Origin of the sequence: Pedobacter sp. KLB.chiD (genome assembly GCF_047040275.1) — a bacterium.
Taxonomy (GTDB): Bacteria; Bacteroidota; Bacteroidia; order Sphingobacteriales; family Sphingobacteriaceae; genus Pedobacter.
In genome coordinates, this window is record NZ_CP178207.1 from 790,506 (window position 1) to 805,624 (window position 15,119).

15 protein-coding genes, 1 tRNA gene and 1 riboswitch are annotated in these 15,119 nt (G+C 39.9%); of the genes, 9 read left to right on the forward strand and 7 right to left on the reverse strand.

Features of this window, described 5'->3' with window-relative positions:
• Positions 1-17: 17 nt before the first annotated feature.
• Complete coding sequence (locus ACK1I8_RS03465; protein ID WP_412467955.1) at positions 18-1,982, forward strand: PAS domain S-box protein; 1,965 nt, start codon at positions 18-20, stop codon at positions 1,980-1,982.
• A 183-nt stretch (positions 1,983-2,165) separates the two neighbouring features.
• Here ACK1I8_RS03465 and ACK1I8_RS03470 read toward each other — a convergent pair whose 3' ends face one another.
• Complete coding sequence (locus tag ACK1I8_RS03470) at positions 2,166-3,053, reverse strand: helix-turn-helix domain-containing protein (protein ID WP_412467956.1); 888 nt, start codon at positions 3,051-3,053, stop codon at positions 2,166-2,168.
• A 110-nt stretch (positions 3,054-3,163) separates the two neighbouring features.
• On the opposite strand from ACK1I8_RS03470, the gene ACK1I8_RS03475 reads away from it, so the two are divergent.
• From ACK1I8_RS03475 to ACK1I8_RS03495, 5 genes are read left to right on the forward strand one after another with little or no spacing between them, the layout of a single operon-like run.
• Positions 3,164-4,681: an alpha-L-fucosidase gene (locus tag ACK1I8_RS03475; protein WP_412467957.1), complete on the forward strand. Its 1,518-nt coding sequence runs from the start codon at positions 3,164-3,166 to the stop codon at positions 4,679-4,681.
• A gap of 21 nt (positions 4,682-4,702) precedes the next feature.
• Positions 4,703-5,971 carry an L-fucose:H+ symporter permease gene (gene fucP / locus ACK1I8_RS03480; RefSeq protein WP_412467958.1) on the forward strand — a complete coding sequence of 423 codons (1,269 nt, stop codon included), beginning with the start codon at positions 4,703-4,705 and terminating at the stop codon, positions 5,969-5,971.
• Between the two features lie 6 nt (positions 5,972-5,977).
• Positions 5,978-6,313, forward strand: coding sequence for an L-rhamnose mutarotase (locus ACK1I8_RS03485; RefSeq protein ID WP_412467959.1), 336 nt, complete (start codon positions 5,978-5,980; stop codon positions 6,311-6,313).
• Positions 6,306-7,331 carry an aldo/keto reductase gene (locus ACK1I8_RS03490; protein WP_412467960.1) on the forward strand — a complete coding sequence of 342 codons (1,026 nt, stop codon included), beginning with the start codon at positions 6,306-6,308 and terminating at the stop codon, positions 7,329-7,331. Before ACK1I8_RS03485 ends, ACK1I8_RS03490 begins: the two co-directional genes overlap by 8 nt.
• 7 nt (positions 7,332-7,338) lie before the next feature.
• A complete protein-coding gene (locus ACK1I8_RS03495) occupies positions 7,339-8,358 on the forward strand; it encodes a zinc-binding alcohol dehydrogenase family protein (RefSeq protein ID WP_412467961.1) in 1,020 nt (339 codons plus the stop codon).
• A gap of 243 nt (positions 8,359-8,601) precedes the next feature.
• Here ACK1I8_RS03495 and ACK1I8_RS03500 read toward each other — a convergent pair whose 3' ends face one another.
• Positions 8,602-9,495: a winged helix-turn-helix domain-containing protein gene (locus ACK1I8_RS03500; RefSeq protein WP_412467962.1), complete on the reverse strand. Its 894-nt coding sequence runs from the start codon at positions 9,493-9,495 to the stop codon at positions 8,602-8,604.
• A 102-nt stretch (positions 9,496-9,597) separates the two neighbouring features.
• Between ACK1I8_RS03500 and ACK1I8_RS03505 the strand changes: the two genes are divergently transcribed.
• Positions 9,598-10,203, forward strand: coding sequence for a hypothetical protein (locus tag ACK1I8_RS03505; RefSeq protein ID WP_412467963.1), 606 nt, complete (start codon positions 9,598-9,600; stop codon positions 10,201-10,203).
• 128 nt (positions 10,204-10,331) lie between these two features.
• On the opposite strand, the gene ACK1I8_RS03510 is transcribed toward ACK1I8_RS03505, so the two are convergent.
• On the reverse strand, positions 10,332-10,955 hold the full coding sequence (locus ACK1I8_RS03510) for a TetR/AcrR family transcriptional regulator (protein WP_412467964.1): 624 nt from the start codon (positions 10,953-10,955) through the stop codon (positions 10,332-10,334).
• Positions 10,956-11,109: 154 nt separating this feature from the next.
• Here ACK1I8_RS03510 and ACK1I8_RS03515 point away from each other — a divergent pair, with 154 nt between their 5' ends.
• Together ACK1I8_RS03515 and ACK1I8_RS03520 are read left to right on the forward strand one after the other, a co-directional pair.
• Positions 11,110-11,367 (forward strand): hypothetical protein, encoded by a 258-nt coding sequence (locus ACK1I8_RS03515; protein WP_412467965.1) that lies wholly within the window; start codon positions 11,110-11,112, stop codon positions 11,365-11,367.
• A 6-nt stretch (positions 11,368-11,373) separates the two neighbouring features.
• Positions 11,374-11,802, forward strand: a complete 429-nt coding sequence (locus tag ACK1I8_RS03520; RefSeq protein ID WP_412467966.1) for a hypothetical protein — start codon at positions 11,374-11,376, stop codon at positions 11,800-11,802.
• Positions 11,803-12,136: 334 nt separating this feature from the next.
• On the opposite strand, the gene ACK1I8_RS03525 is transcribed toward ACK1I8_RS03520, so the two are convergent.
• From ACK1I8_RS03525 to ACK1I8_RS03540, 4 genes are all read right to left on the reverse strand, one after another.
• Positions 12,137-12,700 carry a DUF4833 domain-containing protein gene (locus tag ACK1I8_RS03525; protein WP_412467967.1) on the reverse strand — a complete coding sequence of 188 codons (564 nt, stop codon included), beginning with the start codon at positions 12,698-12,700 and terminating at the stop codon, positions 12,137-12,139.
• 33 nt (positions 12,701-12,733) lie between these two features.
• Positions 12,734-12,901 carry a hypothetical protein gene (locus ACK1I8_RS03530; protein ID WP_412467968.1) on the reverse strand — a complete coding sequence of 56 codons (168 nt, stop codon included), beginning with the start codon at positions 12,899-12,901 and terminating at the stop codon, positions 12,734-12,736.
• Between the two features lie 75 nt (positions 12,902-12,976).
• Positions 12,977-13,076: riboswitch (SAM riboswitch) on the reverse strand.
• Positions 13,077-13,101: 25 nt separating this feature from the next.
• Positions 13,102-13,172 (reverse strand) — tRNA-Cys (locus ACK1I8_RS03535).
• Positions 13,173-13,471: 299 nt separating this feature from the next.
• Positions 13,472-15,112 (reverse strand): TldD/PmbA family protein, encoded by a 1,641-nt coding sequence (locus ACK1I8_RS03540; protein ID WP_412467969.1) that lies wholly within the window; start codon positions 15,110-15,112, stop codon positions 13,472-13,474.
• Positions 15,113-15,119: the final 7 nt, after the last annotated feature.

Below are 15,119 nucleotides of genomic sequence, written 5' to 3' on the forward strand. Positions count from 1 at the left end.
ATTTAATTCCTAATAATATGATAAAATCAGCTCATCTGCCTGATCTCTTCACGCTTCAATCCATTTTTGAAGGCATTCAGGATGCCATATACTGTTATGACCTTGAATTCAGGATAACCAATTGGAACCCCGCTGCAGAACGTCTGTTTGGCTATACTGCGACAGAGATATCAGGGCAATCTATTTTTCTGCTGATTCCGGATGATAATCATGCAGAAAAGAAAAAACTGATGCAGGAAGTTTTAGCTGATAAGCAGATCAGTCAGTTCAGAACAGTCATGCTTAACCGTTTGGGCAAGGAAATACCGGTTTCCCTAAGCTTTTCGCCGATCAAAGATCAGGACGGAAAAATTATTGGTACATTGGAAATTGCACATGATATCTCTTTCGAATACCAGGCCGAAGAAAAACAATCAAGGCTTGCTGCTATCATAGAAAGTTCTGAAGATGCTATTATCAGTAAAACACTTGATGGAATTATTACGACCTGGAACAAAGGAGCAGAGCATATTTTTGGCTATACTGAAGAAGAAGCTATTGGACAGCCAATCACCATACTTCTCCCGGCTGACCGTTTGAGCGAGGAAGAAGCTATCATTGCAAGCCTGCGGCGTGGTGAGCGGGTAGGCCATATCCAAACCATCAGAAAAACAAAAGATGGGAGTTTATTAGATATTTCGCTGGCGGTATCTCCTATTAAAAACCGCGATGGAGTTGTTATTGGCGCATCTAAAGTTGTTCGTAATATTACTTCCCAAAAAGAGTCTGAAAAATTAATTGCCAAGCACATGGAGCGTCTTGAGCTGTTGAATGTAGTGGGCAGAAGCATTAACGGATCTCTGGACCTTCAGCAAATATTACAGCAGGTAATTGATTCCACTACAAAACTTACCGGTGCAGCCTTTGGAGCATTTTTTTATAATCAGGCTAAACAGAAAAGCGAATCTTACTGGTTGTATACCCTATCTGGCGACTCGAAGGGGGCTTTTGCTGATTTTCCGATGCCACCCAATACCACTTTATTTCATCCGATCTTTAGCGGAACAAAAGTAGTACGGTCAGATGACATTACCCAGGACTCCTGCTACGGTAAAGATGTACCCTTTTTGGAAAAAGTTTCAGGAAATTTAGCCGTGGTTAGCTATCTTGCCGTTCCGGTTAAAACCAAATCGGGCGAAGTAATTGGCGGGCTGTTTTTTGGTCATCAAGATAGGGCCGTTTTTAAAGAGGAACATGAGGATCTGGTGCTAACGGTAGCTTCCCAGGCCGCCATTGCCATCGAAAATTCGAGACTTTTTAAAGAAGTGCAGGACCTGAGCATGAAAAAAGATGAGTTTATTGCAATGGCTTCTCATGAATTAAAAACACCAATGACCTCTCTTTTTGGCTTTTTACAGTTGGCCAATCGTACTATAGTTGAAGGTGTTTCAAAAACGCTACTTGAAAAGTCAATTAAACAGTTGCAAAAAATGATCGTTTTAGTTACTGATCTTTTTGATGTTTCCAAGATCCAGTCTGGAAAACTACAATTGAATATGGAATACCTTAATCTGGCTTTACTTGTTCAGGAAATGAAAGAATCTTTTTTGCAAGCCCACCCGGAGCATATTTTGACCATTGAAATGCCTGAAGAAAGTTTTGTTCATGCTGATCGGATGCGCCTTGAACAGGTATTAACAAATTTGCTGAACAACGCCGTTAAATATTCGCCCCTACAAAAAACAATCGAATTAAAGGTATTCCATATGGATAATGCGGTACATACTTCGGTTAAAGATTTTGGTCCGGGTATTTCAGAAGAAAACCAACGTTACATATTCGGCCAGTTTTATCAAGCCAAGGAACACAGAGATAGTTCGTCGGGTTTGGGCCTCGGGCTTTTTATATCAAAAGATATCATTGAACGCCATGGTGGCGAGATTTGGGTAGAAAGCAGGCCGGGTGAAGGTGCTACCTTTAATTTTTCTTTACCGTTGGCGTAATATATTTGAGCTTAAAACAATAGTCGGACTGCTTTTTTAATTTACATGATTAATTACTGATCAGGAATAAAGGGATTAAACCACATATTATGGCAGAACGTATCTGTAAATGCCAATACCATTTAAAATAGATTATTTTACTATTTAGGGTTAAAACTTGGGCTTTGCTCCGTCGGTATTTATCTACAACGTAAAACCTACTGTATAAACCTGTTTCTTATAAGCACTGGGCGACATCCCCGTAAGTTTTTTAAAAGATTTTGAAAAGTAGGAGAGATTATCAAACCCGGTTTGTGTTGCAATTTCCGAATACGCAAACCGGCTGGTGGCCAGTAGATATTGGGCCCGCTCAATCCGTTTTTCTAGGATGTAACTAACCGGGCGTTGGCCGGTAAAGGTTTTGAATAAACGGGAGAAATAATCGGGATGCTGATTAACACGTGAGGCTAAACTGGTTACAGATAATTCCTGGTGCAGATTTACAAGGATGTAACCTACCGTTTCTACTATTTTGACCGGAGCATGCCGCTCTTCAGGTTTACGGTGTAACTGTGGTTGGAGCAAGCGCCCCATTAGTTGAAGCAGTATGCCCTGGGTTTCAAGGTAACTGGCTAAACCCTGCATATTGTTCAGCTCCTGATATTCTTTATAGTAAATATTTTTCTCATAAATCTTTGGATCATCAGATCGGTTGATGCCACGGCCGGGATTGATTTCAAGCAATCGTTTAAAAAGATCAATATCCATCTGCTTTGCCTTAACTTTCGAAACATTACGGCTTCGGGCGAAGAGAGAATTTCCGTCTACAGATTCTTCAAAGAACTGCACAAAGTACTGGCTTAAATATCCATCACAATGTAAATTGCAAAGTGTAAAACTGGGTATAATATAGAGGTATCCGGGTTCAAGCTTTAAAGAGCCTGATTGGTCGGATATCTCACCGCTTCCTTCATCTATATAATAAATCCTGAAATAAGGACTGATTACATTTGAGTAATTCCATTTTTCCGATAATTTTACATAATCTACATTGAGTAGTGAAAAGGTATTTTGCAGTACTCGCTTAATCATTTTTTAAATGTCGGATTTTTACAATAAATAGTCTAATTTATTTAAAAATAGATTAGATAACATGTTTATTTTTGACTATAGTAACCAAATATAAAACCGTTATTACACAAATGAAAAAAAAAATATCCATAGGCATTGTTGCAATTTTTCTATTGCTAAATGCAAAAGCTCAGCAAAAAACCATTAATCCTGAGCAGGGTAAATTCAATCCTACAGACGAATCCCTGAAGCAATATCAATATCCGGAGTGGTTCCGTGATGCCAAATTTGGTATCTGGTCGCATTGGGGGCCTCAGGCAGTTCCCCGTCAGGGCGATTGGTATGCGCGAGGCATGTACCTGCAAGGCAATGATCAGAATAAATATCATGTCGCGCATTACGGAACACCATCCAAATTTGGTTATAAAGACATTATTCCACTTTGGAAGGCAGAAAAATGGAATCCTGAGCAGTTAATGGCCCTTTATAAAAAAGCGGGTGCCAAATATTTTGTTAGCATGGGCTCGCATCATGATATGTTCTTTTTGTGGAATTCGAAAATCCATAGATGGAATTCGGTGAAAATGGGGCCTAAAAAGGATGTGGTTGGACTTTGGCAAAAAGCGGCAAAAAAAGAAGGCCTCCGTTTTGGAGTTTCTGAACATCTGGCTGCAAGCTTCAATTGGTTTCAGCCCAGTCATGGTTCAGATAAAACCGGCCAATTTGCCGGAGTTCCGTATGACGGACATGACCCACAATATTCAGACCTGTATCATTTGCCGGCTGATTCGAGCGATATAAAAGAATGGTTGACCAATAATCCGGCATGGCATAAAAAATGGTTGAACTATGTAACCGAACTGATTGATAATTATCATCCTGATCTGCTTTACTCTGATAGCAAAGTGCCTTTTGAAGAATATGGACGTAAAATGATTGCGCATTATTACAACCAGGATATGGCTAAAAACAAAGGTAAACTTGAAGCGGTTTATACACCTAAAGAACCTTCTGAAGGTAAATGGGCACAGGATGTAGAACGTGGTGTACTGGATTCGATCAGTCCTTTCCCCTGGCAGACCGATACTTCAATCGGTGATTGGTATTACAGAACAGGACAACGCTACAAAAGTGCGGATGAAATTGCACAACTTTTGATTGATGTAGTGAGTAAAAATGGAAATCTGCTGATTAATGTGGTACAGACACCAGAGGGAGATTTAGAACCCGATGTGATTAAGATTGTAACGGAGTTAGGCGAATGGACCAAGACTTATGGAGAAGGAATTTATGCCACAAGGCCTTGGAAAGTATATGGCGAAGGACCATCTACAATCAAGTCGAACCAGAAAAAGGGCGATTTTGGCGGATTGACCGATACGCGCGGATATGATGCAACGGATATCCGTTATACCACAAAGGGAAGCAACATTTATGCATTTTGCCTGAATGCACCTCAAACAGAGATAAAAATGGAATTGTTAGGAAAAGACTCTAAATATCTCGAAAAAACGATTAGCTCGGTTTCCCTTCTAGGCAGCAAGGAAAAACTAGACTGGACACAAACCAATGGTTCATTAGTGATCAAAAAGCCTAAAAATTACCCTGCCTGGGCGGTAACAGGATTTAAAATAGGATTTAATAAATAATAATATACTTAATCTTCTCTGATGGAAACCAAGCGCTCAACACTGGCCGTAATACTAATTACCTCTCTGTTCTTTTTATGGGGATTTGCCCATAATCTCGACCCGATATTAATTCCGCATTTAAAACGGTCATTTACGCTCACTACTGTACAGGCCACACTGGTAGATTCGGCGGTTTTTATCGCATATTTTGTAATGGCGCTGCCGGCAGGCATCATCATGAAAAAGTATGGCTACAAAAGTGGAATCATTATCGGCTTGCTGATATTTTCGGTTGGATGTTACCTGTTTTTGCCGGCAGCGCAGGTACAATCTTACAATTTCTTCCTGGCTGCTCTTTTTATTATTGCCTGCGGACTCACTATTCTGGAAACAGCAGCAAATCCATATATCACCTTAGTTGGAAAACCGGAAACTTCTACTTTCAGGCTAAATCTTGCCCAGTCTTTTAATGGGCTTGCGGCTTCACTTGCACCCATCATTGGAGGTAAACTCATCCTGGTAGAGGGTGTATCAGATAGCGCGCTGGCCAAAATGGATTTGGCTACAAGAAAATCGGTGCTGGCATCAGAAGCCACCTCTGTACAGGGACCATACTTTGTATTGGGAAGCATATTGGTCGTACTGGCGGCTATATTTTATTTTATCAAATTACCCGATATCAGGACAAATGACGAAGGCCCTACCAAACATAGCTTTTGGCAAGTTTTTAAACATAAACATTTATCGTGGGCAATAGCTGCACAGTTTTTTTATGTTGGTGCGCAGGTATCTGTATTTAGCCTGTTTATTCTTTATGCAACCAAATCAGCAGGTATTACAGAAAAAGAGGCAACTTATTACCTGGGTGTATGTGGTTTTGCGTTTCTGATCGGACGCTTTTTTACCACCTTCCTCATGCGCTTTTTTAAGGCGCAATATTTATTGGTTACCTATGCCTTTATCAGCGCACTGCTCTGCTTTGTTGCTATAATGGCTGCGGGCATCACAACGGTGTATGCCGTTATCGGCATTTGCTTTTTTATGTCGGTTATGTTTCCTACCATTTTCTCTTTGGGCATTAAAGATCTTAAAGAGGATACCGAACTGGGAAGTAGTTTAATTATCATGTCTATTGTGGGCGGTGCAATACTTCCACGTTTTTTTGGATATATAAGTGATGGAACGGGCAATATCCAAAATGGATATTATGTGCCAATGGTTTGTTTTGTTGTCATTATGCTATTTGGTTTAATGGGGCAAAAAACGACCAGAAAAGACATCATTAATCAACCTAATGAAATTTTATAATTAAAAATGAAAAGATACTGTTTGGCCCTTGATCTGGTTGATGATGAAAAACTGATCGCAGAATATGAAGCTTACCACGTTAAGGGTTGGCCTGAAATTAAAAGCAGCATAACCGATTCGGGTATACTGGATATGGAAATTTATCGTGTTTCCAACCGCTTATTTATGATTATGGAAACGGAAGACGATTTCAGTTTCGAAAATAAAGCACTTATGGACGCTTCTAACCCGAAGGTACAGGAATGGGAAACACTGATGTGGAATTACCAGCAAGCATTGCCATTCGCAAAACCAGGAGAAAAGTGGGTATTAATGAAAAAAATATTCGAATTAAATGGTTAGCGACAATGAACATCAGGAGTCGGCCCAAAGGCTGCCTCCGGTTATTTTCGGGACCAGTAGTTTGGGAAATCTCTATCAGGCAGTGGATTATGGTGTTAAACTGGAAATAGTAAAAGCCTGTTTAGCCTCCTCAAAACCGGTAGCATTTTTCGATTCTGCCGGGAAATATGGGGCAGGTCTGGCATTAGAATCACTGGGAAAATGTTTGGCAGATTTAAAGGTAGCTCCCAAACAGGTAGTCATCAGTAATAAACTGGGCTGGTACAGAACACCTCTTTTAACGCCTGAGCCTACATTCGAACCAGGTATATGGAAGGATATTGAACATGATGCTGTTCAGATGATCAGTTATGATGGGATATTAAAGTGTTTTGAACAAGGTAATGAACTGTTGGGGGATTACCATGCACAAATGGTATCGGTACACGATCCTGACGAATATCTTTTTGCAAGCAATAGCCAGGAAGACTATAAAGAACGTTATCAGCATATATTGGATGCTTACATGGCATTGGCCGAATTAAAATCTGCCGGTTTAGTCTCTTCTATTGGGGTAGGGGCAAAAGATTGGAAAATTATCCAGTCCATCGTGGCAGATGTTGATCTCGACTGGGTAATGATTGCCAACAGTCTGACCGTCAAGTCGCATCCTCCTGATCTGATTGCATTTATAAAGGAGCTTAACCAAAAAAATATTAAAGTAATTAATTCTGCCATATTTAACGGTGGCTTTTTAACAGGTGGTGATTTTTATAATTACCAGCCGGTTGATGCTGGCAGTTTAACCGGGAAAGCGCTTTTAGATTGGAGAGATAAATTTTATCAGGTTTGTAAAACGTTTGGTGTACTTCCTGCGGAGGCCTGTTTCAGTTTTTCTGCAGGTTTCCCTGGCGTAAAAAGCATTGCGTTAAATACTACACGGCCTGAGAAAGTAGCTGTAAATGCGGCGTTGGCCCATAAAGAAATTCCTGTCGGATTTTGGCAGGAAATGCAAAAACAGGGATTGATTGAATTTTAAAATAACGATGAAAGCATTAGTTTGTAATACACCGGGAGAATTTAGCTATATCAATAAAGATATGCCATTTGTTGAAGATGGTATGGTGCTGCTTAAAATGAGAAGACTGGGGATTTGCGGTACCGATTACCATGCATTTGAAGGAACACAACCATTTTTCGAATATCCAAGAATCCTTGGACATGAAATTGCTGCCGAGGTGGTAGAGGCCGGGACAGGAATAGACCTAAAAACCGGAGACCTGGTTACCATTAGTCCATATTTTTATTGTGGAACCTGTATCGCGTGCCGGAGTGGCAGAACCAATTGTTGTGTAAATATTAAAGTTTTCGGTGTCCATATAGACGGTGCCATGCAGGAGTACATCACAGTTCCTGCATCCTCAATTGTTAGTGGCGAAGGATTAACAGTAGATGAACTGGCACTCATAGAACCACTGGCCATTGGTGCGCATGGCGTTGGCCTTGCACAGTTAAACAAAGGAGATCATGTGGTGATACTTGGTGCCGGACCGATTGGTTTGGGCACTATTGCATTTGCCAAAATAAGTGGGGCTGAGATTATTGTTGTTGATGTAAACGATAACAGGTTGTCTTTTTGCAGCGAGCGTTTTGGTATCATGCACACCATAAATCCATTAAAAACAGATCCCTTGGAGCAGTTATCAAAAATTACCAATGGAGAAATGGCAAAGGTGGTAATAGACTGTACCGGAAACTTAAAGGCCATTAACAATGCCTTCCGGTTTTTAGCGCATACAGGTAAATTTATCATGATAGGCCTTCAGAAAGGTACGATTGAGGTGGTGCATCCGGAGTTTCATAAGCGGGAAGCTGTACTGATGAGCAGCAGAAATGCACTGCCGCACGACTTTGCCTATGTAATTGATTGCATCAGAAAAGGGCTGATTAAACCTATGGATTTTATTACCCATAATGTCCCGTTTATGGAGGTGAAAGAAAAATTTAATCATCTACTCCATGCAAATGATTCGCTGATCAAAGCATTGATCAGTTTTGATGAATAACACTATCCTCTCGTAGTTCTGAAAAAGAATGACGATAAATTTAAAGAGCAGGACTAACCTGGTATATCATATTGATTATCCTGCTCTTTTATCATAATCTGAATCTGATTAACGTACTTTCGGTCAGTTATATCCCCTTTTTCTCAGGTGAAAGAATTCAATATTATGGTAGTCACTTTATTAACTACCAGGATCAGCACGATGAATTGGTTTAGTGATGGCCATGAGGTAGGCAGATTATTTTTAAGCATTAACTTCGAGTCGATATCCTCTGCCTCTTACCACAACAATATTAATATTTGGACTGAATTCCAGTTTTTTTCGAAGCTTTGATATAAACATATCCAAACTACGCCCTACAATAACACCTTCATCTTCCCATATCTCTTTTTGTAACCGGCTTCTCTCTATGGTTTCGTTAGGGGAATTTGCGAGGATGAGCAATAGCCTGGTTTCCGTACCGGTCAATTCTATTGTTTTTTCATTTATGGAGAGCTTCCGGTTTTTAGCATTAAACAGAACCGAACCCAAGGTAATCAGATCTTTATGTTGATCATTATTGGGCAAATCTCTTCGCGGTTTAACCGATCTTAAAAAAATAAAACCAACAAATGCCAGAAATGGCAGGCTGCCCAGAAGATATCCATTTTTCTTGGTGATGATGCCTGTCGGTCTCATTTGAATGTCGATCATATACCGAGCTTTTGGCTGTTTTCTGCCTATGCAAGCTATAATCTCATCTTTTTTATGCGGTGATATTGCGTACCCGTAAGTAATGCTGGAATCCCTTAGGTTTAATACTTTAACTACATAATCATTTGTCATGGGATCTTTGGCCAACTGGCGTTTGGTCGCATTCACCAGCGAGATGGGGTTAAAAGTAAACTCATGCTCAAACTGAATTTGATATCCATTGTCTGCAATCTTTTTTATTGGGAGCACCCTGGATGTACTGTCGCCCGATTGTAAGAGCAGTTCATGTCCGATCCTGCGGAGCAAAACTTCCCTTCTGGAAAGATCAAAATCATCACTATCTGTCATATCGAAAGCCACATAGATTGTTATGAATGATAAGAGTAAGACGAATCCAAAGAAGTACTTGGCCTTACCGGATAGGAGGTTTTGACTAAGTTGCATAGTGTCAATGTTTTATTTACAAAGTTTACATTTTTATTTACAATTCTGCTTCTTCAGACGAAAAGATAGCAAAGTAATTTTGTTGCACAAACTTTAAAAGATATGAAAAATAAAAAAAATGCCTTAAACGAATCTGCTTTATCAGCAGATCGATCTATGTTGATCAAAACTACAAAAAAGATGAATAAATTTAGTTATGCACTGATCTTCATGTTGCTGGTGGTAAGCGGACTGGTTTTTGCCAATCGTGAAATTAAAGACGAAACTGCTAAAAAACGAAGCCCAAAACCCCTTTCTGCTGCACAACGGGTTGCCGAAATGAAAAAATGGGAAGCTAGTCCTGATGGTATAAAATTCAAAAAATGGGAAACATCACCCACAGGAAAAAGTGTACAGGCCAGTGCTGCTAGAATAAGCGCTTTTAGCAGTATGGATGCTGTTGTAACCTATTTATCTCTTCCACCGGGATCAAGATTAGGCTTCGGCGTAATGGCCAGGATTAATGGCGCCGATTATATTTTACGTTTTGAGGCAGAAAAGTCTAAACTAGAGCAATTACGCAGCCTAAAAGTTAATGATAAAATCAGGGTGATAAGCCGTAACGTCTCATACGCGCCTAAATATTCATATCCAATAGTATCGGCCGAATATGTAGAACGGGATGGTAAAGTAATTTTTAAACGTGTTCCTCCCCAGGGTGGTTGCTAAGAAAAAATGATTTAACATAGGTAATATTCCCATGTCCGGACTGATATGGTATACTTGCTTTAGATCACAAAACAAGAATTATTTAACAAAGGAAAGTGAAGAACGTTACTAAACGATTCTTCACTTTCTTAGCTATAAGTTTTGTCAATCAAAAAAGAAATTGCATTTTCAATTTCCGATCTTCCATCCGCACTTTTCAGGTCCAATCCACAAAAAGTACAGTCGTTTGTGGTGGCATAAATGTCTAAATAGTAAATCCCAGATATTAGCAATGCAATAATGGCCCGGTATCGTTTGGCATTTTCTTTAAAATGTGGGTCGGTAATGCTTTCAAATAAACGTGTACCATTTTCTTCACGATCGTTTGCCAGTTTTTTTAGCGATTTACGGTTCTCTATCAATCCCCAAAGCAGAATTTTTTGTATATTTTTATTCTTAAAAATATAATCAAATTGAGAGAGGAGCATGGTTTTAGAGAATTTTTTCCCGCCATCGTTTATCAGCGTCTCACCTGATTCATCTTTTACATTGCTCCAGAAATCCTGTGAACGGATATATTCATCAATCAAACCGTCCTTTCCACCAAAATAATTATAGATCAATTTTTTGTCCAGGCCCGCAGTACGTGCAATATCATTAACCTTAAGGCCTGAGAAACCTTTAGTGTGGAGTATTTTTTCTACAGCATCTAAAAATTTCTGTTTGCTTTTTTCTTTGTTCCTTAAAGATTTCGCTTCTGTTTCCTTTTCCATATCATAAAAAATAACCGTTTGGAAAATTACACAATCATTTTAAATATTTTTATCACCAATTGGTGATATGTTGTATATTTGTCTGACTGGAGAGATGTCTGAAATAATGACGAAGCTTCGCGTGAACCAAACGATATTAATCTGAATAAACCACATGAAAAAGGAAACTTCCATTTCGGCAATACCGATAGAAGAATTGCATAAAAAGAAAAAAGGTTTACAAGGTGCACTGATCGGACTTGGCTTGGTTTTGCTGATTGCGGGTTTAATTATAATTTATCTGGTCTTTTCGTCTAAAATGCCAAAAGTACTGATTATCGTTCCAATTTGCAGTTCGCTAACACTTTTGCCAGCTTTCATCAGTTTGTCTCAGATCAATACTGAACTTAAAAATAGAAACGTCAAATCATAGTTGGCCATGTCAGCAGATTGTCTAAATTATGGTGTCCAGGTGAAGCAGAATTACTGTGCAAACTGCGGACAAAAGTCTGCCACGGAGCGTTATTCCGTTAAACACCTTCCTGAATATGATTTTATTCATGGTGTTTGGCAAGTAGACAATGGCATTTTATTTACCCTAAAAAATCTGTTCATCCGGCCAGAGAACAGTGTCCGCAAATGCATTCAGGACAAAAGGGTTCTTTATTTTAGTTTTAATACGCTCATCATGCTCATTCTGACGGCATCAGGTCTCGTAGCGCCCTATACATATGGCACTATGTTCTACCTGATGCCTAAGAGGAGCAAAGCAATGATGAACGATCTTGATAAATTCTCTATTAATACTCAAAGTTCTATTACAAGGGTATTATTTAATTTTGATTCCAGATGCACTTCTAAATTGTGATTCTGGGGAATAATTTTACGGTATAAAAGTCAATATCACTGAAGCCGTTTCCGGAGTCTTCCTCTCTGGCGGACCCGATAGGTTCTGTCCAGGCGGGCATTTCGCTGCCGGTGAAAACCGGCCCGCTCCAGTGGAAATGCCGGCCCATTTTATCAGAATGACAGCAGGTGAACACCCTCTTTGATAAGGATACCTATCGAAAGAAATTGATTATTTAAATCTTAATCCAAATGCTATGCCTTTTGTAACTTTTCGACCTAGGCGTAGTGTTCTTTGCGCCTTTAACCGGAAATCCGGGGTTGTAGAGAAAGCATACAGTAGTTTCCATACGCAGTTATTCCACACTTACCCTTTCTACCAGCGATTTTCCTGTTGCTTCATCAATGCCCTCAATTTCTGCATATTTCACATTTGGGAGCCAGAAACTGCCACCCTGTATCCTTACAAATAGTCGGTTAACCTTAATCGTGCGCTTATTAACCGTTACTGAAACATGATAGCTTTTATCAGGAAATCTTTGCAGGTAAAAAGGTAGTTTTTTGTAAGAAACAAAATGAAATTCATATTTATCTCCTCCCAATGCCTTTGTATCAATACCGTAACCAAATTTACGCTGGATATACCCGAGTTCTTTTTTCTGTCCTTTTTCACCATAACGGATCCAATATACCTGAATAGGATGATCAGGATTGATATTCACATTTTTTTCAAAATTTAAGGCATAAATGAGGGTATTGGTATTTGGATCGCGCTGGAGATAAAACAGCATATGATCTATACTGTTGGGTATGGGAAAATTTATAGGAGAAGGATCTTTCGATTGCGACCAGGTTGGTGTGGCAAAAAGAATAAAATTTAAAATGCTGAAAATTAGGTTTTTGACTGGTATTGGATACATTCTAGGTCTTTGAAATGAAATAGCCTGGTTAATTCAGGTGTCCGTTTTTTCTTCTTTCTCTATCGCGATTTTATCTTCGCTTTTTAACTGTTCGTGATACCCGGTTCTGCAGTGTTCATAGTCATTTATTTTTTCGCAGGATGTGTTTCCATCGATCTCAAAAAAATCCCTGATTGATGGATAATCAAAATATACCGACATATAAATAACTTTTAAATATAAGTTTGAAAAAGATTGGCCTCTGATATCTGTGGGAAACAGTTGGTACTGCTTCCAAACTCATCTTTTCTGCGCTAGCAGAAGGATTTAGCACCTTGTTCGGCAACAGGTTGCCAAGACATCAATGGGCCATTCCCTCCGTCTTTCTTGATAAGCATATATTAAACAATAAAAATATTTAGACGTCATGGACGGAATCGAACCGCCGTACTAGGTTTTGCAGACCTTTACCTCGCCACTCGGCCACATGACTATATGGCTTTTTCAAAAATTATTTATTCAGTTTTGAAAAGACATCACAAAAGTAATTATTAATTTCTATAAATTCTATAGAAATAGTAGATTTTTTAATTTTTTCCGCTTTACGCATCCTGATGCAATGATAAGCCGCTAAAAATCGTCATTGTGGCAAGGCTTTTTCGGCCGACAGCATACCCCGGCTTTCCGTGGGGCAATTTAGAATCGCTATCAGCTTAGGCATTAAGATTATGCTCACTGCGTTCAGAACGACAGCAGCTTCTTGCTCTTTTTTGTAAACTCCAGGTTGTCGAATTACCCCAACTTTCTACCGGTGTTAATTACATTAACGCCATTAAAACGAGTGGTTGCACTACCATGCGAAACTGCACTTACCTGGCCTGGCTGACCTTTGCCATCTGAAAATGTCCCACCCAGGCGGTAATCGTTTTTATCACAGCGTTGTACGCACGAATTCCAGAATTCCTGGGTATTGGCTTGGTAGGCGGCATCTTTTAACATGCCCACAATTTTACCTTCTTTAATTTCATAGGCCAGCTGTGCGCTGAACTGAAAGTTATAACGCTGCTGATCGATAGAATAAGAATTCCGGCCGAACATATAGATACCTTTCTCAACATTTTTAACCATTTCGGCAGCACTTAAGGCGGAATTTCCAGGTGCTAATGAAACATTGGGCATCCGCTGAAACTGGATGCTGTCCCAGCTGTCGGCATAACAACAACCCTGCGATTCTTTCAGGCCTAGAATATGTGCCTGATCGCGGATGGTTTGGTAATTTACCAGGATTCCGTCTTTGATAATATCCCATTTACCACATTTTACCCCCTCATCATCGTAGCCTACTGCACCTAAAGAACCTGTTTCCAGTTTATCGGCAATAATGTTCACTTCTTTACTGCCGAAGTTGAATTTTTTGGATTTCCACTTATCCAATGTCAGGAAACTGGTTCCGGCATAATTGGCTTCGTAACCTAAAACCCGGTCGAGTTCTGTCGGGTGTCCTACCGATTCGTGGATGGTTAGGAAAAGGTGCGATGGATCCAGTATAAGATCGTATTTGCCTGGGGAAATGGGTTTTGCTTTTAATTTTTCGTCAACATGTACTGCAGCTTCACGCACATCTTCCAGGATATCATAGCGTTTTTTGTACATGGTAACCGGTCCGCCTTTTATTTTTTCTTCATCTTTCGGTTGCAGGTATTCAAAACCCATTCCCATTGGTGCGCTCAATGCATTCCTGGTTTCGAATTTACCACTTGCCGAATCGGTTTTGGTTAGGGTAAAGGTTGGCCATATCCTGTGGATATCCTGATCAATGTACGATCCGTCGGTAGAGGCAAAATATTTTTGCTCATTGATCATGAAGAGATTGGAACTGATGTATTTTGCACCACCTTTCATGGCTTCGCTATTTACCTTTAAGAGAAGATCAACTTTATCGGCGATCGGTACTTCAAAAGCATTGATCTCAATCGGAGTTTTCCAGTTTACCTCGCCAAAGCCCTTTTGAGGAGCCAGTTGAACAGGTTCTTCCATCAATCTGGCATTTCCTTTGGCTATGGCTACGGCAGCTTCTGCAGCTTTGGCAATGCTGCTATCATCCATGTTGTTGGTGGCGGCAAAACCCCAGCTACCATTTGCAATTACACGTACGCCTAAACCGTATGATTCGGAATTGGAAATGTTCTCTACCCGTTTTTCCCTGGTGGCCACCACCTGGTTCAAATATCTCCCGATACGAACGTCAGCATAAGTAGCACCCTTACTTTTTGCTGCATTGAGCGCAACATCGGCCATTTTTTTCTTTAAGGCAACATCAATAGGCGTTAAAGATTCTTCAACAGAAACTATTTTGCCCAAAGCAGGAATGTTAGGCATCACACTGGCACCAAGACCAACACCGGTCATGTATAGGAAATCTCTTCTTCTCAATTTCTAT